General features: G+C 74.1%; 19 protein-coding genes. 8 read left to right on the top strand and 11 right to left on the bottom strand.

Annotated features, from left to right (window positions below; genetic code table 11):
- Positions 1-62: 62 nt before the first annotated feature.
- A complete protein-coding gene (locus ACZ6J5_RS08625; protein ID WP_469389111.1) occupies positions 63-737 on the bottom strand; it encodes a choice-of-anchor M domain-containing protein in 675 nt (224 codons plus the stop codon).
- Between the two features lie 143 nt (positions 738-880).
- On the opposite strand from ACZ6J5_RS08625, the gene ACZ6J5_RS08620 reads away from it, so the two are divergent.
- Complete coding sequence (locus ACZ6J5_RS08620) at positions 881-1,801, top strand: universal stress protein (protein ID WP_469389109.1); 921 nt, start codon at positions 881-883, stop codon at positions 1,799-1,801.
- A gap of 146 nt (positions 1,802-1,947) precedes the next feature.
- Positions 1,948-2,385 (top strand): STAS domain-containing protein, encoded by a 438-nt coding sequence (locus ACZ6J5_RS08615; RefSeq protein ID WP_469389107.1) that lies wholly within the window; start codon positions 1,948-1,950, stop codon positions 2,383-2,385.
- A gap of 85 nt (positions 2,386-2,470) precedes the next feature.
- Here ACZ6J5_RS08615 and ACZ6J5_RS08610 read toward each other — a convergent pair whose 3' ends face one another.
- The 8 genes from ACZ6J5_RS08610 to ACZ6J5_RS08575 form a co-directional block, all read right to left on the bottom strand.
- Positions 2,471-3,196, bottom strand: a complete 726-nt coding sequence (locus ACZ6J5_RS08610; protein WP_469389105.1) for a GNAT family N-acetyltransferase — start codon at positions 3,194-3,196, stop codon at positions 2,471-2,473.
- Positions 3,197-3,458: 262 nt separating this feature from the next.
- Positions 3,459-4,160: a ribonuclease H family protein gene (locus ACZ6J5_RS08605; RefSeq protein WP_469389103.1), complete on the bottom strand. Its 702-nt coding sequence runs from the start codon at positions 4,158-4,160 to the stop codon at positions 3,459-3,461.
- 29 nt (positions 4,161-4,189) lie between these two features.
- Positions 4,190-5,212: a PfkB family carbohydrate kinase gene (locus ACZ6J5_RS08600; protein ID WP_469389101.1), complete on the bottom strand. Its 1,023-nt coding sequence runs from the start codon at positions 5,210-5,212 to the stop codon at positions 4,190-4,192.
- Between the two features lie 87 nt (positions 5,213-5,299).
- Complete coding sequence (locus tag ACZ6J5_RS08595) at positions 5,300-6,616, bottom strand: radical SAM protein (RefSeq protein WP_469389099.1); 1,317 nt, start codon at positions 6,614-6,616, stop codon at positions 5,300-5,302.
- A 157-nt stretch (positions 6,617-6,773) separates the two neighbouring features.
- On the bottom strand, positions 6,774-7,688 hold the full coding sequence (locus ACZ6J5_RS08590; RefSeq protein WP_469389097.1) for a phosphatase domain-containing protein: 915 nt from the start codon (positions 7,686-7,688) through the stop codon (positions 6,774-6,776).
- A 2-nt stretch (positions 7,689-7,690) separates the two neighbouring features.
- Positions 7,691-8,908: an RNA ligase gene (locus tag ACZ6J5_RS08585; RefSeq protein ID WP_469389095.1), complete on the bottom strand. Its 1,218-nt coding sequence runs from the start codon at positions 8,906-8,908 to the stop codon at positions 7,691-7,693.
- A gap of 66 nt (positions 8,909-8,974) precedes the next feature.
- Positions 8,975-10,180, bottom strand: coding sequence for an amidohydrolase (locus tag ACZ6J5_RS08580; protein ID WP_469389093.1), 1,206 nt, complete (start codon positions 10,178-10,180; stop codon positions 8,975-8,977).
- On the bottom strand, positions 10,177-11,649 hold the full coding sequence (locus ACZ6J5_RS08575; protein ID WP_469389091.1) for an MFS transporter: 1,473 nt from the start codon (positions 11,647-11,649) through the stop codon (positions 10,177-10,179). The genes ACZ6J5_RS08580 and ACZ6J5_RS08575 overlap by 4 nt, the downstream gene beginning before the upstream one ends.
- Positions 11,650-12,006: 357 nt before the next feature.
- Between ACZ6J5_RS08575 and ACZ6J5_RS08570 the strand changes: the two genes are divergently transcribed.
- The 4 genes from ACZ6J5_RS08570 (at position 12,007) to ACZ6J5_RS08555 (ending at position 15,660) form a co-directional block, all read left to right on the top strand.
- Entirely contained in the window at positions 12,007-13,002 is a 996-nt protein-coding gene (locus ACZ6J5_RS08570; RefSeq protein WP_469389089.1) for an Lrp/AsnC family transcriptional regulator, read from the top strand.
- Positions 13,003-13,110: 108 nt separating this feature from the next.
- Positions 13,111-13,440 (top strand): hypothetical protein, encoded by a 330-nt coding sequence (locus ACZ6J5_RS08565; protein WP_469389087.1) that lies wholly within the window; start codon positions 13,111-13,113, stop codon positions 13,438-13,440.
- 56 nt (positions 13,441-13,496) lie between these two features.
- Entirely contained in the window at positions 13,497-14,231 is a 735-nt protein-coding gene (locus tag ACZ6J5_RS08560; RefSeq protein ID WP_469389086.1) for a class I SAM-dependent methyltransferase, read from the top strand.
- A gap of 175 nt (positions 14,232-14,406) precedes the next feature.
- Positions 14,407-15,660 (top strand): amidohydrolase, encoded by a 1,254-nt coding sequence (locus ACZ6J5_RS08555; RefSeq protein WP_469389629.1) that lies wholly within the window; start codon positions 14,407-14,409, stop codon positions 15,658-15,660.
- Between the two features lie 108 nt (positions 15,661-15,768).
- Here the strand turns inward: ACZ6J5_RS08555 and ACZ6J5_RS08550 are convergent, their stop codons facing one another.
- The gene (locus ACZ6J5_RS08550) at positions 15,769-17,820 is read right to left on the bottom strand and encodes a prolyl oligopeptidase family serine peptidase (protein WP_469389084.1); all 2,052 of its coding nucleotides are present in this window, start codon (positions 17,818-17,820) and stop codon (positions 15,769-15,771) included.
- 280 nt (positions 17,821-18,100) lie between these two features.
- Here ACZ6J5_RS08550 and ACZ6J5_RS08545 point away from each other — a divergent pair, with 280 nt between their 5' ends.
- Positions 18,101-20,149, top strand: a complete 2,049-nt coding sequence (locus tag ACZ6J5_RS08545; protein ID WP_469389082.1) for a phosphocholine-specific phospholipase C — start codon at positions 18,101-18,103, stop codon at positions 20,147-20,149.
- Between the two features lie 24 nt (positions 20,150-20,173).
- Here ACZ6J5_RS08545 and ACZ6J5_RS08540 read toward each other — a convergent pair whose 3' ends face one another.
- The gene (locus ACZ6J5_RS08540) at positions 20,174-21,754 is read right to left on the bottom strand and encodes an aspartate:alanine exchanger family transporter (RefSeq protein ID WP_469389080.1); all 1,581 of its coding nucleotides are present in this window, start codon (positions 21,752-21,754) and stop codon (positions 20,174-20,176) included.
- Between the two features lie 150 nt (positions 21,755-21,904).
- Between ACZ6J5_RS08540 and ACZ6J5_RS08535 the strand changes: the two genes are divergently transcribed.
- Positions 21,905-23,272, top strand: coding sequence for an NAD(P)/FAD-dependent oxidoreductase (locus tag ACZ6J5_RS08535; RefSeq protein WP_469389078.1), 1,368 nt, complete (start codon positions 21,905-21,907; stop codon positions 23,270-23,272).
- The last annotated feature ends 23 nt before the right edge of the window (positions 23,273-23,295 follow it).

Below are 23,295 nucleotides of genomic sequence, written 5' to 3'. Positions count from 1 at the left end.
GCGGGGCGGACGGGCCGCCGGGGGCGGTCGGCGGGGTGCGCGGACCGCCCCCGGCGCGGGGGTCAGCCGACCTGGAAGGTGTAGGCGGCGGAGGCGGGTCCGGCCTTGGTGCCGTTGGCGAGGGTGCCGCTCACCTTGAAGGTGGCGGTGTACGTGCCGGCCTTGGTGAAGGCCCAGTTGGCGTGGTCGTGCTCACCCGCGGCGACGTCGCGGGTGTTGGCGAGGGCTGCGTCGCCGCTGTCGTAGGAGCGGTTGTTCTTCGGGCAGAGCCCGTTCTTGTAGACGGTGATCTCGCCGGGGCCGCTCACCGAGGCGAGCGAGACCTGGACCTTGTCGCCCTGGAAGACGCCGGGGGCGAGGTGTTCGCCGGAGATACCGGGCCAGAGCAGTCCGGTGGTCTCGGTCTGCGGGAGGCGGTAGACGGCCGTCCCGGCGGTGCCGAGGTGACTGTGGCAGCTTCCGGCGGGGACGGTGTACGCGGCGGCGGGCAGGACGCGCAGGACGACGTCGCCGGGCGCGTACTCGACGGCCGGCGCGACGGAGTGGTCGTGGACGTGGAACTGGAGCGCGCTGCCGTCGTATTCGACGTCGATGGCGTCGATGTGCCCCTGGGACAGGGTGGTTCCGGCGGCGTGGGCGGTGCCGAGCCCGGCGAGCGAGACGGCGGCGGCGAGGGCGCCGACGACGGTGAGCGAGCGCGGCGAGGTGCGGATCGAGGCAGGTGCCGAGGTACGCAAAAGAAGCCCCCTTGGGCTGTGTCGAATGGAGGACGCGCGAGGCGCGAACAATCGAGACGATAATCATTTTCATTAAGAACGCGCAAGGTGCTTCCGGCGTGGCATCCGAAAGGCGGCGGATGATCCCGATATGAGTGCGAAGCATGAGTGAGAAGACAGCCGTTGTGGTGGCAGTGGACGGTTCCGAGCACAGCCTGCGGGCGCTCGAATGGGCCCTCGGGGTGGCGCGCGCCCTGCCGGCGCCGCTGACCATCGCCCACGTCCGCTCCGAGGCGCTGCAGCTCGGCAGCGCCCGGATCGCCTCCCTGGGCCCGGCACCCGAGCTCCCCGACACCGTCCTGAACGCGCTCGCGAACCACCTCGGCACCAGGACCGAGGGCCTCGACGTGCGGTACGCGTCCCTCGACGGCTCCGTCGTCGACGCCCTGACCTCGGAGGCGCGCGGCGCCCGGCTCCTGGTGGTCGGCTCGCGCGGCCGGGGCGGCTTCAAGAGCCTGCTCCTCGGCTCCACCAGCCACACCCTGGCCGCCTCCGCGCCCTGCCCTGTCGTGGTCGTCCCGCACGAGGCCCGCGCCGCTTCGCTGGAGGGCGGCTCCGGGGCCGGACGGGTGCTGCTGGGGCTGCACCCGGACGAGACCGGGGACGAGGTGGTCGAGTTCGCGTTCCGGGCCGCCGAGCGGCGCGGGGTACCGCTGGAGGTGGTGACGGCCTACCCCGTACCGCCCTCTCCCGCCCTGCTCGTCGGGGCGCCCGCGCCCGCGCTCCAGGTGCCGCCGCCGCTGCCCGACGAGACCCCCGAGCTCGTCGAGACGACCACCCGCCGCCAGGAGGAGCGGCTGCGCCCCTTCACCGAACGCCACCCCGGGGTCGAGGTCGTACCCGGGGTGACCCCGGTCGACGCGGCCGGACGGCTGGTGGCGGACTCCCAGGAGGCGGGGCTGCTGGTCGTCGGACGGCACCGCAGGCACCGGGTGGAGACCCTGCTCGTGGGCTCCGTCGCGCACGCCGTGCTCCACCACGCGTCCTGCCCGGTGGCCGTCGTGCCGCCGCCCGAGCCGTCCTGACCGCTCCCCCGGCGGCGCCGGAGCGCGAGCGGGCGAAAACGCGCCGCGTTCACCTCTTCGAGTGAGGGCGAGGGTGGAGAAACGTGCCTGCTCCGGTAGGGGCCGACACCCTCGACCCACGGGGGCCGATCCACTGGAGCGTGTCCATGCATCTGATCCGACGCCGCGAACCCCACCTCGCCGTCCGGTCGAGCGGGGGCCTGACCACCGTCGAGCTGTACGGCGAGCTCGACCTGGTGCTGGTGCAGCGCGTCCGGCCCGAACTGGACGAACTCGTCCGCGAGGCCGGGGCGCTCACGGTAGACCTGCGCCACCTCACCTTCTGCGACGCGTCGGGGCTCGGGCTCCTGGTGCGGTGCGCCCAGCGCGTACGGCAGCGGGGCGGGCACTGGCGCCTCGTCTGCGAGCAGCCGATGATCCTGCGGCTGATCCGCCTGGCGGCGCTCGACGAGACCCTGTGCCCCGAGCCCGGGAGCCCCGGGCCGGCCCCGGCCGCCGCGCGGCCGGCGATCCCCGGCCCGGCGGCCCCGCACCCGGGACGCCCGGGACGGCTGCCGGTCCGCGCCGGGGACCCCGGGCCCTAGGCGGCCTGAGCGGTGCGGGCGGTGCGGGCGATCCCAGACACCCTGGACCGCCCGGACCCGTGGCCCGGGGTGTCCCGTACTCCCGTCACGCGGGCAGGAGTTCGCCCGCGCCGCCGTGCTCCCGGGTCTCGCCCGGGAAGCCGCGCCCGAGGACGCCCGGCGGGCGAAGTCCGGGGAGGCGGAGTTCGATGATGCCGCGCACCGCCGGCCACTCCTCGTCGAGGACGGAGTAGAAGGCCGTGTCGCGGACGACCCCGTCCATCCCCCGGGAGTGCGCCCGGCGGACGCCCTCGCAGGTGGCGCCGAGACGTTCGATCGCGGCCCGGGAGCGGGTGTTGCGCGCGTCGGCGCGCATCGAGAGCCTGCGCACGCCCCAGACCTCGAACGCGTGACGCAGCATGAGGTACTTGGCCTCGGTGTTGACGCCGGTGCCGCGCGCCTCGGTGGAGATCCAGGTGTTGCCGACCTCCACCGCGTCGGGCACCGCCGTCAGGGGATCGCCGTGCGGCGTGCCGGTGGTCGGCGGCCACACGAGGGGCCCGCGCCAGTAGTCGAGTTCCAGGAACCGGGTGGATCCCAGGACGCGGCCGTTGCGGGGATTGACCAGCGCGAAGGGCAACGCCCGGCCCGCCGCCTGTTCGGCGAGCGCGCGGGCGATGTAGTCGCAGGAGGCGTCAAGGCCGTGGGGCACGGCGGTATAGGCATAGGCCGCACGATCCAGTGCGCCCGCCCAGGCGAGACCCTCGGCGTGGCGCATGGCCAGCGGCTCCAGGCGCACGGTGCGCCCGGCAAGGACTACAGGTACTGGCACGGAACCTCGGGTCTTTCACGGGCAGGGGACATCCCGCGCCGGATCACGGCGGGAATGACGGGGTGAGGTTCGCGCCGGATGCCGACCACTTCGCCGGATGGGCAAAACGGGCAATGAAACGGTTCGTCACCGGTGCGAGGAGGACAGTATGCAGCCCCGAGCGCCTCCTGAACAGAACCCCACACGAACCCGAGTGCACGGCTGGGTGAATGTCCGGTTCACCCCGTTCCCTCACATGGCGCAAACCCCCTGCCGGAGGGCCTCAGGAGGCGGTGTCGGCGCAGGTGGGATGGCCCCAGCCGGCGGCGTTCTTGGTGATCGTCTCGCCCTTGTCGTACGCCTTGCCGCAGCGGCACCGGCCCGGGAACCGCGCCTTGAGCGAGGGGCTCCCGGACGAGCCCGTCCGGCGGGCGCCACGGGCCGCCCCGGCGGCCTTCGGGGCGCGCTTGGCCGCCGCCGGGCGCGCGGAGCCGGGCTCGGGCGGCGGGAGCGGCGAGCCGGCGGCGGAACCGGCGGGCTCCTGGGTGCGGGCGGTGTGGCTGGCGGCGCGGTCGGCGGCGTCGTTCAGCGGGTCGCCGTCGACCTGGTGGGCGGGGGTGTACACGAATTCGACGGAGCGGTCGGTGAGCAGCTCGTCGATGCGCACGACGAGGTCCTTGTTGGCCACCGGGGTGCCGGCCGAGGTCTTCCAGCCCTTGCGGCGCCAGCCGGGCAGCCAGGTGGTGACGGCCTTCATCGCGTACTGGGAGTCCATCCGGACCTCGGCGGGCGCGGCAGGGTCCAGGTGCTCCAGGAGCCTGAGCAGCGCGGTGAGTTCGGCCACGTTGTTGGTGGCCGTGCCGAGCGGGCCGGCCTCCCAGTGGGCGACCGCGCCGTCTCCGCCGCCGATGACCCAGGCCCAGGCGGCGGGTCCGGGGTTGCCCTTGGAGGCGCCGTCGCAGGCCGCGATGATCTTGTCTGTCATCCTCCGATCCTGACATGTCCGCCGACCGGTCAGTGACCACCGGCCTCGGCGCGCAGCCGGGCCACCTCCGCGCGGAGCGCCTCGCGCCCGATGGCGTCGGTACGGGTCGCGGGCACGGTGCAGGCGTACGCCCCGGCGACGGAGCCGTGCAGGGCGCACTCCGCCACGGGCGCCCCGGCCAGCCAGGCGGCCAGGAATCCGGCGGCGAAGGCGTCCCCCGCGCCGTTGCTGTCGACGACCGGGCCGGGCGGCACGACGGGCGGCACGTGGACGAGCTCCGCGTGGGCGCCGGCCAGGAGGTGGGCGCCCGAGGCTCCGGCGGTGCCCACGACGACGGAGGCGCGGCCCCGGGCGGCGATGGCCCGCAGGGTGCCCTCGACGTCGGTGAGGGCGACGGTGGAGAGGAAGACGACGTCCGCCTCGTAGGCGAAGGGCTGGTGGTAGGCGGAGACGCCGTCCCAGTCGTGCAGGTCGGTCGAGAGGGTCACCCCGGCGTCGCGCAGCTCGGGCAGGGCGTGCGCGCAGGGCTGCGTGAGCGAGACGTGGGCGTGGCCGCTGCGGGCGGCGAGCGCCTTCACGGTCCCGGGCGGCAGCCGGTCCTCGTCGCGGGCGCGGGTGGCGTCGTACAGGGAGAGCCTGCGCCCGTCGGGGCCCACGAGGTTGACGGCGCGCTTGGTCCCGGCGGGGTGCGGCACCTCGGTGAGCGGGATGCCCTGATCGCGGTGGAAACGCCGCACCAGCTCGCCCTCGGGGTCGGCGCCGAGCTGGTCGAGGTGGTGGACGCGCAGGCCGAGCCGGTGCAGCCCGAGCGCGACGAAGTCGCCGGTCTGGCCGGCCCGGGTCTCGATGCCGGGCCGGATCATGTGGCTGTCGGCGTAGGGCAGCGGCAGCTCGGGGACGTACACGATGGTGTCGACACCGGCGCCGCCGAGGACGAGGACGTCGATGTCGTCGTCCTCGGCGTCCTCGGCGCCGTACTCACCGACGCCTTCGTGGTCGTCCGCGTGATCGTCCTCGGCGTCGAAGGGCTCGGCGGCGCTGTCTCTGCTCATGCGCGCAGTCAAACAGCGCCCGCCGAAGCCCTGCAAGATCCTGCAAGAACTTTCCGCAAGGGCCGGGCGGGCCCGCCCGGCCACCGGTCAGCCCTCGGCCGGGAGGCTGTCCATGAAGGAGCTGACGGAGAAGACCGCGCGGCCCGGGCCGGCGGGGCCGTAACCGGGGGGCGAGCTCAGCCCGTTGGCCTCCATGGTGGCGCGGTAGGCCTCCAGGAGCCGGATGTGGTACTCCAGCGGCGCGCCCTCCGGGTTGGCCTTGCCGAGCGGCGTGGTGGGCTCGGGGCACCAGGTGGTGAAGCGGGGCGTGATGCCGCGCGACATGAAGTACTCCAGGCCCTCCGTGGTGGAGGCGATGGCCTCGTCGACGGTGGTGAAGCCGAAGGGCTCGGCCATCTCGACACCCGCCACGAAGTTGGGGATCACGTTGCGCGGGCCGAAGATCTCGGCCGAGTCCAGGATGCGCCGGTGCCACTCGTCGCGGCCGACGTAACGCTCCTTGCCCGGGCAGTAGAGCTCGAACAGGCGCTTGTCCCACACCTCGTAGTTGGGGTGGTAGATCTGGATGCCGTAGTCCTTGAAGCGCTGGACGTCCGCCTTGGGCAGCGCCTGCGCGACGACCTTGCCGATCCAGCGGCCGGGGAAGCGCTCCTCGATGGCCTGCGCGTACTGGCCGTAGAAGTCGGCCTCGTCCTTGCCGCCGACCCGCGAGGTGACCGCGCCGCCGGTGAGGGTGTACGCGGTCGAGGCGCCGGTGGTGTCGTACTTGTCGATGATCGCCAGCGCCTCCAGCACCTCCTCCACGTCCTTGACGCCGGTGTACGGGCGCCCCGCCGCCTTGTGCTGGCGCCAGTTGTGGTTGATGTCGCAGTACTGGCACTCCTCCTTGGCGCCGAAGTACTGGCAGACCCGGAAGACGGTCAGGTAGATCAGGTAGCCCCACTGGATGGTGGGGGCCACCTCCATCACGGACTTCCCGCTGGAGAGGGTGTGCCGGTAGTACTCGGGCATGGGCGGCAGGCCGACGTCCGCGATCCGGCGCCCGTCCAGGTAGAGCCCGAGCAGCCCGTCCTCGCCGGCGGCGACACGGTACGGCGAGGAGGGGTTGACGCGCACGGACACGACCGTGCGGCGCAGCTCGTAGGGGCCGCCGGTGAGGACGATCTCCTCCGGCGGGCGGCGCAGGGCGGCCTCGCCGAGCTCGGGCAGGGTGCGGTGGTCGAAGGAGAAGATGAAGTACGACTTCGGCTTGACCTCGCCCGACGCCTCGTTGGCGCTGTCCGTCAGGGCCGACTCGTCGAAGGCGATGCCCCCGCGCAGCAGGTCCTCCTTGATCACCGCCTCCCGGGGGACGTGCGGGAAGCGCTGCATGAGGTCTTCGACCTCGTCGGTACGGCGGATCATGCGCGGATACATCTCCTCGGTCGGACGGTCAGGAGCCGTGGTGTGCCCCCGCCACCCTAGGACGGCGGCCGGGACCGCGGCATCCGACCCCGGTCCTGGTCCTGGTCCCGCTCCCGCCCTCCGTCCGGGGGCGGAGGGCGGGAGCGGGACCCCCGGCTCAGAAGTTGCCGTAGTTGACCTGCCAGGTGGGCAGGCCCATGCGCCGCCACACGGCCACGACCCGGTCGCGGTCGTCGAGCGAGACGCGGACCTGGTAGCGCGGGCGGACGTGCGCGTCGAAGAGCTCGGCCTTGACGATGTCGTCGGAGCGCCCGTCGTCGGACGCGCGCATCCACAGCTCGTCGTACGGCACCTCGTACCGCGCCAGCCAGGCCTCGGTCAGCGCCCGGTGGTCCTCGCTGCGGCCGGACAGCAGCACGATCCGGTCCCCCTGGGTGGCCCGGAAGGCGCGCAGGGCCTCGCGGACCGGCGCGTTCGGCAGGTCCTCGTCGCAGCGGGTGAAGTCGTACGGGCCTCGGTCACCGCGCAGCGCGAGGGTGCCGTCGATGTCGCACATGACCGCCGGGGGCAGCGCCGGGTCGGCGACGTACGGGGTGGCGCCCGGGCGGTCGTTCAGCCAGGCGGCGGTGAGCCGCCAGCCGCCCCGGGTGGCCTTGGCGTGCTTGTCGGCGAGGATGCGGATGATGTCCTCGCCGACGGGCCGCTCGCGGGCTGCGTCGCGGCGGACGCACTCGTCGACGGGCACGTCGGTGAAGTCGTGCACGACGAAGGTGGCCTCCAGGCCCGCGACGGCCGCCTTGAGGCGCTTGGGGATGTGCGGGGTGAGGTGGGTGTTGTCGACGACCACGTCGAAGCCCTCGTCGACGGCGGCGCGCACGGCCGCGTCCTGGATGCCGAGGACGGTCTGCTCGTGGGCGTGCGAGCGGCGGTCGCCGCCCGGCACGTCGAGCATGGTGCGCAGGTCGTCGAGGTTGACCCGGCGCAGCCGGCCCTCGGACTGCTCCTGGAGGGCGCGGGCGGCGGTCGTCTTGCCGGAGGCGGGCAGTCCGGTCATGACGTGGACCACGGGCACGGTCAGTTCTCCTCGTCGGTGGTGAAGGGGTCGGCGGTCTCGGGACGCAGGGACCGCCAGGTGTGCAGCTCGGTGGAGCGCCCGTCGAGGCGCGTGAAGAGGGTGGCGCGCAGGCTCGGGTCCGGCAGCGCCTTCGCCGCGCGGGCGAAGGCGCCCCGGTCCCCGGCGAGCGGGGCGAGCGCGTCGTAGGCGGTGTCGATCGCCCGCTCGCGGGCGGTGAAGGCGTCCTCCAGGCGTCCGATGAGCTCCCGGACCCAGGTGTCGAACTCGTCCGGCACCTGCTCCAGGAGCGCGTCCAGCGGCCGGCCGCCCTTGGCCCGGGCGTCGGCGAGGTCGGCCGGGGACAGTCCGAGTCCCTGGGCGAGGATCTTGTCGGAGGTGCCGGCGAAGCGCTGGATGCCGTGGCCGCGCCAGATGTCCCGCTCGGTGACGCCGGTGAGGAGCCTGTGCAGGCGCACATACTCGGCGATCTTCGCCTTGGCGCGGACGCCGGAGGCGAAGCGCAGCACGAAGCCCTCGGCGTCGAGGCCGGTGGCGGCCCCGCCGCCGGGCAGGGTGCTGGTCTCGGTCAGCTTGACGAGCTCGTCGAGCGGCATGGGCGGGTGCACCGTGACGACGGAGCCGACGCCCGCCCAGGCCCCGGCCGCCTCGGCCAGCGCGACCTCGGTGCCGTCGGGGCGGAAGGCGGCGAGCAGGACCAGGTCCCGGCGCTCGCCGTAGTCGACGACGATGCGGTTCTCCGGGTAGAGGATCTCGGCCAGGTACGTGACGCCGGGGACGAGCGCCGAGGTGTCGGCGGCGTCCAGGCGGCGCTGCGCCCAGGTCGCCTGGGTGCTGGTGAAGGACGCCTTGGAGGCGACCCGCCAGCGGCCCTCGTAGTGGAAGACGAGTCCGAGGCTGCCGTCGACCTTCTCGTACACCTCGAAGGGCTCGTCGGGCAGCGCGGGCGCGTAGGGGCGCCCGCTCTCGTGCTCGGAGACGTTGAAGAACTTCGGCAGCGGCAGGGCCACGATCCGGCCGGTGACGTCGTCGGCGACGAGGCCCCGGCAGCGGACGGTCACCTCGTTCCAGACGCCTTCGTACTGACACACCCGCGTGTACGTGTAGATGGACAGCGGCAGCTCGGGGTGTGACTTGCGGGTCACCTGCCCGGCTTCGACGGCCGCTGCCAGCTCCTGTGCCGGCAGCAGGGCGTCGAGAGTCAGGTACGCCTGGCTCATGGGTTCCCTCCCGGTGTGTCGAGGAGGCCCATTCTTCCCTTCTGTCCGCTGTCCTGACCAGCCGTTTTACGAGCGCCTGGCGGCCACGCCGGCGAGCAGGCGGCGGCGCTGGGCGGCGTCGGAGGCCAGCGCGATCGCCGTCCAGGCCATGGCGAGGCCGCCGTCGAGGACGGCGCGGTCGGCGGCGGGGGTGGTGCCGTAGCGGGTGAACTCCGGGTTGTGCATGATCGCGTCGCCGCAGTCGTAGCCGATCATCGGGTGGATGGCCGGGACGAGGTGGGAGACGTTGCCCATGTCGGTGGAGCCGCCGCGCAGGCCCGGGTCGGAGGCGGGGACGGTGCGGCCGAGGTCCTGGGCGGCGGTCCGGTAGGCCTCGCCCATGGCGAGGTCCTGGCGCAGGTCGGCGTAGTCGTTGCCGACGGTCTCCAGGGCGAGTTCGGCGCCGGTGGCCAGGGCGCCCGCCTCGAAGCAGGCGCGGATCCGGGCCTTGAGTTCGGCGAGCTCCTCGCTGGTGCCGGCCCGGCAGTCGTACGAGGCGGTGGCGCGGCCGGGGATGACGTTGGCGGCGTCGCCCGCCGAGGTGACGACGCCGGAGACGACGGCGCCGGGGATCATCTGCTGGCGGTGGGCGGCGATGGCGACCTGGGCGATCATCAGGGCGTCGGCGGCGTTCACGCCTCGGTGCGGCATGGCCGCGGCGTGCGCGGGGACGCCGGTGTAGGCGACGTCGAGGCTGCTGATGGCGAGCGAGCTCATGCCGACGGCGTCCTGCGGGGCGGCGTGGACCATCATCGCGGCGGCGACGTCGTCGAAGGCCCCGGCGTTCAGCAGGTCGACCTTGCCGCCGCCGGCCTCCTCGGCGGGGGTGCCGAGGAGGGCGACGGTGAGGCCGAGGTCGTCGGCGAGCGGGGCGAGGGCGAGGGCTGCGGAGACCGCGGCGGCGCCGTTGACGTTGTGGCCGCAGGCGTGGCCGATGCCGGGCAGGGCGTCGTACTCGGCGCAGATGCCGATGACGAGGTCGCCGCTGCCCGCGGTGGCCCGGAAGGCGGTGGGCAGCCCGTACGCCTCGCGGGTCACGTCGAAGCCGGCGCCCTCGACGAGGTCGGCGATGCGGCGGGCCGCCCGGTGCTCCTCGTAGGCGAGTTCGGGGTCGGCGTGCAGCGCGTGGCTGAGGCCGATGACGGCGTCCCGGCGGCCGGCCAGGGTGCGGCGGGCCTCCTCGCGGAGCCGGGCGGTCAGGGCGGAGGGGGCGGGGGTGGCGGGGGTGCTCATCGGAGGTCCTTGGCGGCGGGGCGGGCGGCGGGGGCGCGCAGCAGGAGCGCGGCGGCGGCACCCGCGAGGGAGACGCCCAGGCACACGGTCCAGGAGGTGGTGTAGGCGCCGATCTCGGGGAGGGTGTGCCCGGCGGGGGTGCGGGCGGCGAAGACGGTGAGGACGGCGGCGGCGCCGAGCGAGCCGCCGACGTTGATGAGGAGCTCGTTGATGCCGGAGCCCACGGAGGTGCGGTCGGGCGGCACGGACTCGACGGCGAGGGTGCGGGTGGAGTGCTGGAGCAGTCCGGTGCCGAAGCCCGCGAGCGCGGTGCCGAGGAGGAAGAGCGCGGCCGTGTCGTACGCGAGGAGGTCGAGGCCGTAGCCGGCGCTCATCAGGAGCGAGCCCCCGACCAGGGTGCGGCGGTCCGAGATCCGGGCGGCGACGGCCGGGGCGGCGAGGGCGCCGACGGCGAGCGCGAGCAGGTTGGGGAGCATCGCCAGGCCGATGGCGACCGGCCCGAGGCCGAAGCCGTAGCCGGTCTCGGAGCGGGCGGTGCCGAGGAAGACGGGGTGGGCGATCTGCAGGCCGAGCATGCAGAAGCTGAAGGTCAGGGTGGTGAGCGAGACGACGACCACGTTGCGGTGCCGGAACATCCGCACGTCGATCATCGGCTCGGCCGTGCGCAGTTCCACGCCCACCCACAGGGCGGTCACGAGGACGCCCGCCACGAGGGTGCCCAGGGTGCGGGCGGAGCCCCACTCCCAGCCGGGGGTGCCGCCGAGGCCGAGGGCGAGCATCAGGGCCACGAGTCCGGCGCAGAGCAGCACTCCGCCGGCCCAGTCGACGGAGCCGCCGGGCCGGTCGGCGGACTCGGGCAGGAAGGGCCAGGTGGCCGCCAGGGCGAGGGTGGCGCCGACCGCGGGGACCCAGAGGGCGGCGGTGGGGCTGTCGACGGAGGCGGCGACGAAGCCGCTGGCGAGCAGGCCGAGGGTGAGTCCGCCGACGAGCGCGGCGACCATGTAGCTGATGCCTCGGCGGCTCTCGGCGTCGCCGCCGGCGCCTGCGCGGTTGCGCAGGATGCCGACGAGGAGCGGGAAGAAGCCGGCGATGGCGCCCTGGAGGATCTGCCCGGCGAGCAGCACCGGGAAGGAGCGGCTGAGCCCGACCAGGACGGAGCCGAGGATCACCAGGAGCAGGTTCCAGCGCAGCATCCGGCGGTGGCCGTAGAGGTCGCCCATGCGGGAGAGCACGGGGGTGAAGGCGACGCTGGCCAGGAGGTTGGCGATGCTGATCCAGTTGAGGTCGGCGGCCGTGACGCCCAGCGTCTCGGTCAGTCCCTTGAGGAGCGGGGAGAGGAAGCCCTGGGTGACGCCGCTGGAGAGCTCGACGAGGGCGACCGAGGCGATGATTACCCCGGTGGGGGTCGCGCGGGGCCCGGTGGGTCTGTGGACGGGCGTGGCGCGGGTGCTGCCTGAGGAGAGGGTCATACGTACAACCTGTCCGGGAGGGCCGCAGGGATCGGCAGGATCGGGGAGGCGCGGGAAGCCGCTGCTGAGCGCGGTGGAACGCGGTGGAACGCGCACCACAATGTGGCGAGCGGGCCCCCCTCCGGGCAAGACTTGAAGGTCAACACGGCCGATTGCGGCAGCGGCCGGGGGCCGCGCGGCGGATTCCGGCACACCGGGCCTTCCCGGTACGGGTTCGGGCGGCCGTACGAGGACGAGGTACGGGATGGCGTACAGACACCCCGTACGGGAACGGCGTACGGGAACGGCGTACGGGCACTCCGTACGGGGACGGAGTGCGGGCACTCCGTACAGGGACGGCGTACGAGGAGGAGCGGGATGGGCGACAGGACCGCGGCGGGGCCCCGGGGCGCCCCGCTGCTCCTCGACGAGGTGGACCACGCCGTCCTGCGGGTCCTGCACCGCTCACCGCGCGCCGCGTTCGCCGACGTCGCGGCGGCCGTCGGGGTGCACGAGCGGACCGTGGCCCGGCGCCTGGAGCGCATGACGGCGAGCGGACGGGTGGCCTTCGTCGCCACCCTGGTCCCGGAGTACCTGCACGAGGGCGTCACCGCCGAACTGGCCGTGCGGTGCGCCCCGGGCCGGGTGCACGAGGTGGCGATGGCGCTCGCCGCGCTGGACGAGGCCCGTTCGGTGGAGGTGGCGACCGGTGCGCTCGACGTCTTCGTCGAGCTCAACCTGCCCGACCACGGCGCCCTGCTCACCCTGCTCGACACCGTGGTGGGGCGGCTGGACGGCGTGGTGGACCTGCGCTCGGCGCTGGTCCTGCGGCTGCTGCTCACCGCGAGCGACTGGGCGCCGTACGCCGACGCGCCGACCGAGGTGCGGCGGCACGCCATGGAGGGCCGGGCGCTGCCGGAGCCCCCGGCCGTCGACGAGCTGGACCGGCGGCTCGTGGAGCTGCTGCGCCGGGACGCCCGGATGTCCACCACCCGGCTCGCCCGCGAGCTGCGGACGGGCGAGACGACCGCCCGGCGGCGGCTGGCCCGGCTGATGGACTCGCACGTCCTGCACCTGCGGCTGCGGGCCGACCCGGCGGTGCTCGGCTACCCGGTCGAGGCCCGCTTCCGGCTCGCCCTGCCCTACCAGGGGCTGGACCCGGCGATCCGGCTGCTGGCCCGCGAGCCCGCCGTCCGGCACCTCGTGGTCACCTCGGGCACGACGAACCTGCTGGGCTACTCCAGCCACCGCGACGTGCGTGATGTGCACGACTTCGCGGCCCGGGTCCTGGGCCGTCTGGAGGGGGTCACGGAGACCGAAACGGCCCTGCTCATGCGGACGTACAAGAGGGCCGGGTTCACGGCGGAGGCCTGAACCCGTACCCCTGGGTAGGCCCGGGGCCCCGTAGACTCCCGGCCTGAGCACGCCCGAGAACCGCCCGAGAACCCCCGAGACCCCGAGAACACCGAGGACGCGAGCCCGATGAATCACGCGGACACCACCGCCCCCATCTACTCCGAGCTGATACGCGAGCAGGGGGACGTCCCCGGTGACGTGCGCCGGACCGCCGAAGAGGTGCTGCGCGACCTGAGCCGCGTGATCCAGATGCCTCCGGCGGGGATGCCGCAGGCTGGTATACCGCAGGCCGGCATGGCGCCGGCGGGCATGGCTCCGGCCGGGATGGCCCCCGTCGGGATGGCGCCGGCGCCACAGGGCGGGCCGCAGCCGATGCATCAGGCGCCCCAGCTGCCCCAGCGTCCTCAGCTCCCGCAGGGCGGGCAGCAGCAGCCCATGCAGCACCCGACGCACTGACGGATCCGTACGCACGCGGCCCCCGGAGGGCCGCACACACCGGAGGGGGCCGGACGATGACGGATACGGCGGACGCGGCGGACGCTGCTGACAGGGCTGATACGGCCACGGGCACGGCCGACACCGCGGAGGCGCGCGCGGGGGCCGGGCGGCCCGGCCACGAGCGGGTGCGGCGGAGTTACGACGCCGTGGCCGGCGAGTACCTGGCGCGGATCGGCGACGAGCTCGACGGCAAGCCGCTCGACCGGGCGCTGCTCGGCGCGCTCGTCGAGCAGGCGGGCGAGGAGGCGGTCATCGCCGACCTGGGCTGCGGCCCCGGCCACGTCGCCGCCTGGATCGCCGCCCAGGGCCGCGCGGGGCACGTGGTGGGCGTGGACCTGTCCCCCGCGATGGTGGCCCTCGGCCGCGAGCGGCACCCGGAGGCCGAGTTCCGCGAGGGCGACCTGCTGCGGCTGCCCGCCGCCGACGGCGAGTTCGACGCGGCCGTCGCCCTCTACTCGCTGATCCATCTGGCGCCCGGGGAGCTGGCGCCCGCGCTGGCCGAGATCCGGCGGACGCTGCGGCCTGGCGGCCTGCTGCTGGTCTCCTTCCACGTGGGCGCCGAGGTGCGCACCCTCACCGAGTGGTGGGGGCACGACGTGGACGTCGACTTCCACTTCCTGCGTCCGGCCGACGTGGCCGGAGCACTACGCGGAGCGGGCTTCCGGGTCGAGGCGGAGCTGGAGCGCGGCCCGTACCCGCACGAGGCCGAGACGCGGCGCTGCTCCCTGCTGGCGCGGCGCGAGGACTGAGGCTCCCGGCCCCGGTCTCGCCCGGGTGCGCGTGGTATACCAAACGGCGTCCGCCCCTTTCGCCGTCGAGCGCCCCCCGGAGGCCCCCGCCGTGACCACGCCTGTCCCGCCCGTAACCTCCGCCTCTCCCGATTCGTCGGCCTCCCCCACCTCCCCTATCTCCCTCACCTCTCCCATCTCCTCCCATTCCTCCTACTCCTCCCATTCCTCCCAATCCTCCAACTCCTCCGCCTCCCCCGTCTCCGCGACCGTGTTCCGGAACGTGCGGCCGTACGGCGGGCCGGTGGCCGAACTGGTGGCCGTGGACGGGGTGCTGGTGCCCGAGGTGCCGGAGGGGGCGGCGGTCGAGGTGGTCGAGGGCGGCGGCCGGATGGCGCTGCCGACCCTGGTGGACGCGCACATCCACCCGGACAAGACCGCGTGGGGCGAGCCGTGGCACAGCCGCCGGGCGGCGGCGGGGATCGCGGAGTACGTCGAGGGGGACGTGGAGCTGGCCCGGGCGCTGCCCACGCCGGTCGGCGAGCGGGCGCTGCGGCTGATGTCCCACGCGGCGGCGCGGGGCACCCGGGCGATGCGCGCCCACGCCGACGTGGCGCCCGCCTTCGGGCTCACGGGGCTTGAGGGGCTGGCCGAGGCGCGGGAGCGGCTGCGCGGGATCGTCGACGTGGAGCTGGTCGCGTTCCCGCAGCACGGCGTGGTCCGCGCCCCCGGGGTCGCGGAGCTGCTGGCGGAGGCGGCGGAGGGCGGGCTGATCACACACGTGGGCGGGATCGACCCGGCCGGCTTCGACGCCGCGGGCGGCGCCGGGGACGGGGAGCAGCTGGGGACGGTGTTCGGCCTGGCGGAGCGCCACGGCCTCGGGCTCGACATCCATCTGCACGACCGGGGCGAGAAGGGCCTGGCGCCGCTGCGGGACATCGCGGCCCGGACCCGGGCGCTGGGGCTGCGGGGGCGGGTGACGGTCTCGCACGCGTTCGCGGTCGCGCAGCTGTCGGGCCGGGAGCTCGACGAGACGGCGGACCTGCTGGCCGGGGCGGACATCGCGCTGACGACGGTCGCGCTGTCGGCGACCACGATCCTGCCGTTCCGGCGGCTGGCCGAGCGCGGGGTGCGGGTGGGGCTCGGCTCGGACGGCGTGCGGGACGCCTGGAGCCCGTTCGGCAACGCGGACATGCTGCACCGGGCGTGGCTGGCGGGCTGGGCGCTGGACGCGCGGCTGGACGAGGAGCTGACGGCCTGTTTCGAGCTCGCCGCGCACGGGGGCGCCGCGCTGCTCGGCCTGGACCGGGCCGACCTGCGGCCCGGCGCGCCCGCCGACTTCATGCTGGTCGAGGGCGCGTGCGTGCCGCAGGCCGTGGTGGACGTGCCGCGCCGGGAGCTGGTGGTCCGGGCGGGCCGGATCGTGGCCCGGGACGGCGCCCTGGTCTGACCGGCCACGCGGGGGCCGCCGACACCCGGCGTCCGCCCCGCCGCGCCCGCCCGCCCCGCCCCACCCGCCCGACGTCCCGGCGCTCCCGTCAGGAGCCGTCCGGCCCCGTCAGGAGCCCAGCGTCCGCCAGAGGAAGGTGTGCTCCAGGGCGCTGTTGTAGGCGGTCTGCTCGTGGTCCGTGGCCCCGGCGTGCCCGCCGGCCAGGGTCTCGTGCAGCAGCACCCGGTAGCCGAGCTCCCGCAGCCGGGCCGTCGCCTTGCGGGCGTGGCCGGGGTGGACGCGGTCGTCGCGGGTCGAGGTGGTGAGCAGCACGGGCGGGTAGGGGCGGCCGGGGGCGAGCCGGTGGTACGGGGAGAGCGCGGCGAGGTGCGGCCGGTCGGCCGGGTCGTCGGGGTCGCCGTACTCCGCGATCCAGCTCGCGCCGGCGAGGAGCCGGTGGAAGCGCAGCATGTCGAGCAGCGGAACGTGGCCGACGATCGCGCCGAAGAGCTCGGGGCTGCGGACGAGCATGGCGCCCATGAGAAGCCCGCCGTTGCTGCCGCCGGTGATACCGAGCCGCCCGGGGGTGGTGATGCCGCGTGCGACCAGGTCGCGGGCGACGGCCTCGAAGTCCTCGTAGGCGCGGGGCCGGTCGGCCTTGAGGGCGCTGCGGTGCCAGCGGGGGCCGTACTCGCCGCCTCCTCGGATGCCGGCGATCACGTACGTGCCGCCGCGGGCGAGCCAGGCCCGGCCCCGGACCGAGTCGTAGGACGGGGTCAGGGAGATCTCGAAGCCGCCGTAGCCGGTGAGCAGGGTGGGGCCGGGGAGGGCGCCGTGGCGTCCGACGACGGTGTACGGGACGCGGGTGCCGTCGGCGGAGGTCGCGAAGTACTGGCGGGCGTCGAGCCCGGTGGTGTCGAAGCGGGCGGGGGCCTGCTTGATCAGCTCGTCGGGGCGGCCGATCTCGCCGCGGTGCAGGGAGGGCGGGACGAGGTGGCCGGTGACGGAGAGGAAGTACTCGTCGCCGGAGTCGGGGTCGGTGTCGGTGACGGCGGCGGAGGCCAGCGGCGGGATCGCGGTCGCCTCGCGGCGCTCCCAGGCGCCGGTGCCGGAGCCGGTGCCCGTGGGCGGGGTGAGGATGTGGAGGCGGCTGGCGACGTCCTGGAGGGTCTCGACGATGAGGTGGTCGCGGGTCCAGGAGTGGCCGACGAGAGCGGTGCGCTCGTCGGGCGTGAACAGCACCTCGTGCGCGCGGTCCCCGGCGAGGAAGGCGCCGAAGTCGAAGGCCAGCAGGGAGCCGGCGGGCCGGCCGAGCCAGGGGGTCTTGGGGGTGACGAGGAGGCGGTCGCGGTGGACGGAGCGGTCGGCGTCGTCGGGGACGTCGAGGCGGACGAGCTCGCCGTCCTCGGTGAGCAGCCGGGTCTCCTGGTGCCAGAAGTCCCGGTAGCGGACGACGAAGTCGCGCGCGTACCCCTCGGTCGGGTCGTGCCAGGCGGAGACGCCGAGGTCGGACTCGACGCCCTCGTAGACGGGTTCGGCGGCGTCGAGCGGGGTGCCGCGGCGCCAGCGGCGGACGGTGCGCGGGTAGCCGGAGGCGGTGAGGGAGCCGGGGCCGTGGTCGGTGCCGACGAAGACGTGGTCCTCGTCGATCCAGCCGATGTCCGTCTTGGCCTCGGGCAGCCGGAAGCCGCCGGCGACGAAGGCCCGGTCCGTCAGGTCGTACTCGCGGACGACCACGGCGTCGCCGCCGCCGCGCGCGAGGCTCAGCAGGGCACGCCGGTGGCCGGGGCGCAGCACCTGGGCGCCGGCCCAGGTCCAGTCCTCGCCCTCGGCCTCGGCGAGCGCGTCGAGGTCGAGCAGGACGTCCCAGTCGGGCGCGTCGGTGCGGTACTCCTCCAGGGTGGTGCGGCGCCAGACGCCCCGGGTGTGCCCGGCGCCCTGCCAGAAGTTGTAGAGGTGGGGGCCGCGGCGGCGGGTGTAGGGGATGCGGTCGGGCGCGTCGAGGACCTCGCGGAGCTCGGCGACGAGGGCGTCGAAGCCTTCGCCGCCGGCGAGCTCGGCGTGGGTCTCGGCGTTCCGCTCGCGGACCCAGGCGAGGGCGCGGTCGCCCTCGACCTCCTCCAGCCACTGGTGGGGGTCGGTGGCGGCGGGGTCGGTGCCGGTCTCGGTCGTCTCGCTCATGCCGTCGATTGTGACCCACGGCGCCGACAGCGCGCGGCCGAGCCGTCCGGAGCGCCCGCGCCGGTCGCCGCCACGCCGCCGCCGCACGAGACCCTCACGACGCCACTACCCTCGCATTGGTTCGAATGTGGACCAATCAACAGGCGCCACCATCCCTACCCCCTACCGTCCTCCGTAAGTTAACCAATCGATTACTGCACGGCCGTATACCTTTGGGGCTCGGTCCTCCATCCTGTCCTCGGCGTGCCACCAGGGCATGCCGTGACATGAGGGGCGGGGCATGCTTCCCATCAGCCGCAGAGGGTTCGTCGGGATCGGTGCGGGGCTCGCCGCTGGGGCCGCGTTGCCTGCCGGGCCGGCCTCGGCCTCCGCCGGGGAGGCCGTGTCGGCCGCCGCCGCGGCGGCCACCGGGACGATCACCGACGTGAAGCACGTGGTGATCCTCATGCAGGAGAACCGCAGCTTCGACCACTACTTCGGGCGGCTGCGCGGGGTCCGGGGCTTCGGCGACCGGGCCGCCGGGAACATCCCGGGCGGCTGGGGCATGTTCAACCAGCCCAACTGGGGCGGCCGTCAGTACCCCTGGAAGCTGAGCGCGACTCCCCCGGCCGGCGGCGTGGACGGCGAGACGCTGGCGCAGTGCAACGGCGACCTGCCGCACAGCTGGTCCTCGCAGCACGCCGCCTGGAACAAGGGCCGGATGGACAACTGGGTCACCGGCGTCGGCAACACCCGCACCCTGGGCCACCTGGACCGCGGCGACATCCCGTTCCATTACGGGCTCGCCGACAACTACACCATCTGCGACGCCTACTTCTGCTCGACGCTCAGCGCCACCGGCCCCAACCGCACCTTCCTGTGGAGCGGCAAGGTCGACGCCTCCAGCAAGGACGGCGGCGACGAGTCGGGGCTGACCTGGGAGACGTACGCGGAGGCGCTCCAGCGCGCCGGGATGAGCTGGAAGGTCTACCAGAACGCGCAGGACAACTACGGCGACAACGGGCTCGCGTACTTCAAGAGGTTCACCGACGCCAAGCCCGGCGACCCGCTGTACGACCGGGGCATGGGCTCGGTCCCGAAGGTCACCGGCTCGACCCCGGACGACATCGCGGCCGCCATCCGCGCGGACGTCGTCGCCGGCACCCTGCCGCAGGTCTCCTGGGTGGTCGCCAACGAGGCGTTCTCGGAGCACCCGTACGCCCCGCCCGGCGACGGCGCCCACTTCGTGGACCTGGTGTACCGGGCGCTGGCCGCGAACCCCGAGGTCTTCGACTCGACGGTGCTCTTCCTCAACTACGACGAGAACGACGGCTTCTTCGACCACGTGCCGCCGCCGGTCGCCCCGCCCGGGACCCCCGGCGAGTACATCGACGGGATACCGGTCGGTCTCGGCTTCCGGGTCCCGATGATCGTCATGTCCCCGTGGACCCGAGGCGGCTGGGTCAGCTCCGAGGTCTTCGACCACACCTCCGTGCTCCGCTTCATGGAGACCTGGACGGCGGCCCTCGGCACCCCGGCCGCCTGCCCCAACATCAGTGCCTGGCGCCGCAAGGTGGTCGGCGACCTGACCGGCGTCTTCGACTTCGCCCGCCCGGTGTACGGCGTCCCCGCGAACCTCCCCTCCACCGCCAAGGTCATCGGCCAGTCCACCTGCGGCCCGCTGCCCAACCCGGTCCCCCAGGACAACGCACTGCCGCCGCAGGAGCCGGGGACGCGTCCCGCGCGGGCGGTCCCGTACCAGGTCAACGGCAATCTCGACCGCTTCGAGTTCGGCGCCGCCGGGAAGATCCTGGCCTGGTTCTCGATGACCAACCAGGGCACCGAGGCGCGCCGCCCCGCGCACTTCTCGATCCACCCGCACCAGTACCGGGACACCGCCGCCTGGCAGTACACCGTGGACCCCGGCGGCACGGCGAGCGACTACTTCAACATCGGGCTCGGCTCGGGCTCGGGGAAGTACGACATCTCGATGATGGGCCCCAACCGCTTCCTGCGCCGCTTCATCGGCGACGCCTCGAAGGCGGGCAAGGACATCGAGGTGGCGGCCCGGTTCGCCGTCGAGTCCGGCACCGGCAAGACCGCGATCTGGTTCAGGATGACCAACGCGTCCGGCTCACCGGTCACCTTCACCGTCCGCCCCAACGCCTACCGCACGGACGGCCCCTGGACGTACACGGTCCCGGCGAACTCCTCCCGCGAGGACTACTTCAACGCCGTGGCGTACAGCGACGGCTGGTACGACTTCACGATCCTGGCCGACTCCGACGGCACCTGGTCGCGGCGGTACACCGGCCACATCGAGACGGGGGCGCCCAGCGTCAGCGGATGAGCCGCGCGCCGGACGCCTGGCCCGTCACAGTCCGACGATGAGCTGGATGCAGACGATCTTCACCAGGATCGCGAGGGCGAAGAGCGTCGCGTAGCCGGTGTTCACCCTGCTGTCGGAGACCCTGCTGTTCGCGTACGCCGTGATGGCGGGGTTTCCGACGTAGCCGGCCAGCAGGCCCATGGTCCGGGGGCGGCTCTGGCCCAGCAGCCGGGCCACCAGCACCATCAGGGCGTAGCTCAGGACGGCGCTGACCAGCAGGACCAGCAGCAGTTTCAGGCCGAACACCGAGAAGGCGTCGCGCCGGAAGGCGTAGCCGGAGGTGAGGCCGACGCAGGCGAGGAAGACCAGCAGGCCGATCTGGCGCAGGGTCAGGTTGGCGCGGGTGGGCAGCACCCACACCAGGGGGCCGGTGCGCCGCAGCCGCCCCAGGATCATCGCCATCACCAGCGGCCCGGCGGCGGTGCCGAGGGACAGGGTGGTGGAGCCGAGGGTGAGCTTGGGGATGCCGATGAGGAAGCCGGCGGCGAGGCCGATGCCCATGCTGACGGCGCTGACCTCGCTCACCTTGGCCTCGGTGTCGCCGAGGTAGCCGGTGACCTCGGGGGTGCGCTCGCGCGGCATGACCACCCGGACCCGGTCGTCGAGCTGGAGCAGCAGGTCGTCGTGGGCGAGGAGGTCCTGGTCGCCTCGGCGGACCCGGGTCGCCATCGCCCCGAAGCGGTCCGCGAGGCCGAGTTCGCCGACGGTGCGCCCGGCCAGGTCGGGGTTGGTCAGCAGGATGCGGCGGTAGTCGACGACGTCGCGGCGTTCCAGCAGGTGGTGGGGGGCCTCCCGGCCGAGCGCGGCGGTGCCCGCCTCGACGGCCTCGGGGCCGCCGACCAGGACGACCCGGTCGCCCGGGGCGAGCGCGGTCAGCCCCTCGGCGACCCCCGGGGGCCCGCCGGCGGGCTGGTGGACGCTGGCCAGCAGCTGTCCGTCGGCGACGCCGGGGACCTCGTCCCAGCGCGCCGCCCGGTCGACCGTGACCGTACGGGTGACGAGCCGCTCGGGCAGCCCGGTGCCGGGGTCGCGGCGGCCGGGCCAGGATCGGACGGCGGCGATGCCCGCGACGAACAGGATGGTGAGCACGACGGCGAGCGGATAGCCGATGGCGTAGCCGGTGGCCGGTTCGGTGGGCTCGGCGGAGGACGCCTGGGCGGCGGCCAGGCCGGGGGTGGTGGTGCCGATGCCGGCGTAGCCGCCGGCCAGGTAGCTGCCCGGGATGTCGAAGACCTTGTTGCCGAGCAGGCCCACCGCGACCGCCGTGACGACGAGCGCGAGGATCGCGCCGGTCATCACGGCGAGCTGGGGGCGCAGCTCCCGGAAGAAGGCGGGTCCCGCCTCCAGGCCGACCGTGTACACGTACAGCGCGAGGCCGAAGACGGCCAGCCCCGCGGGCACGGCGGGGCCGATGTCCGGGTCGAGGGCGCCGACCAGCAGCCCGATGAAGAGCACCCCGGCGGCACCGAGCCTGACCGGTCCGAAACGGACCATGCCGAAGAGGGAGCCGGCGGCGATGACGAGGAACAGCGTGAACCAGGGATTGTCCGCGAAGAACTGCCACATGCTCCCACTCAGCCACACCCCCGGGCGAGTCGCACCCGTTCGCCACTCATTCGGACGATACGGATACTTTCATCACCTTATCCCCGGTTACGGTGAGGCAGGTCTCAAGGGCCGTCGACGGCCAGGAACGCGGAAGGGCGGGCTGACATCGTGTCTCGACCGAGGATCCTCGTGGTGGGCGCCGGTTTCGCGGGAGTCGGCTGCGTAAGGCGGCTGGAACGGCGGCTGACCGCGCGGGAGGCGGCGATCTCGCTGCTGTCCCCCTTCTCGTACCAGCTGTACCTGCCGCTGCTGCCGCAGGTCGCCTCCGGTGTGCTCACCCCGCAGTCGGTGGCCCTGTCGCTGCGCCGCAGCGAGCGGCACCGGACCCGGATCATCCCGGGCGGCGCGATCGGCGTGGACCCGGCCGCCAAGGCGGTCGTGGTGCGCACGATCTCGGGCGAGCTGCGGACGGAGCCGTACGACCACCTGGTGCTGGCGCCCGGCAGCGTGACCCGCGGCTTCGACATCCCGGGGCTCGCCGACCACGCCCGGGGCATGAAGACGCTCGCCGAGGCCGCGTACATCCGCGACCACGTCATCGCCCAGCTGGACCTCGCCGACGCGAGCCAGGACGAGGACGAGCGGGCGGCCCGGCTGTGCTTCGTGGTGGTCGGCGGCGGCTACGCGGGCACCGAGACGGCCGCCTGCCTCCAACTGCTCACCCGCAACGCGGTCAAGCGCTACCCGCGCCTCGACCCGAGGCTCATCCGGTGGCACCTGGTGGACATCGCGCCCACGCTCATGCCGGAGCTCGGCCCCAAGCTGGGCGGCGCCGCCCTGGAGATCCTGCGCAAGCGCGGGATCGAGGTCTCCCTGGGGGTGTCGGTGGCCTCCGTGGACGACGAGAACGTCACCCTCACCGACGGACGCGTGCTGCCCTGCCGCACCCTCATCTGGACGGCGGGCGTCACCGCGAGCCCGCTCATCGGCACCCTCGGCGCCGAGACGCTGCGCGGCCGGCTCGTGGTCGGATCCGATATGGCGGTGCCGGGCCTGGACGGCGTGTGGGCGCTCGGCGACGCGGCGGCGGTGCCGGACCTCGCCAAGGGCGAGGCGGACGCGATCTGCCCGCCCACCGCGCAGCACGCCATGCGGCAGGGCAAGGCGGTCGCCGACAACCTGGTGGCGGCGCTGCGGGGCGAGGCCACCCGTCCGTACGTCCACAAGGACCTGGGCCTGGTCGTCGACCTGGGCGGCCTCGACGGCGTGTCCAAGCCGCTCGGCGTCGAACTGCACGGCGTCCCGGCCCAGGCGGTGGCCCGCGCCTACCACTGGGCGGCGCTGCGCACCAACGTCGCCAAGACCCGGGTGATGACCAACTGGCTGCTGAACGCGATCGCCGGCGACGACTTCGTACGGACCGGCTTCCTCTCCTCGAAGTCGGGCACCCTGCGGGACTTCGAGTACACGGACGCCTACCTGACCCCGGACCAGATCCGCGCCCACACGGCACCGCTGCGGGCGGCGGGGTCCTGAGCCGGCGCCCGCGCTCGCGCCCC

This window comes from Streptomyces sp. NPDC042100 (genome assembly GCF_055582325.1).
Note: the sequence above shows the minus strand (reverse complement) of the source record. Positions and strands in the feature narration are given on the sequence as shown.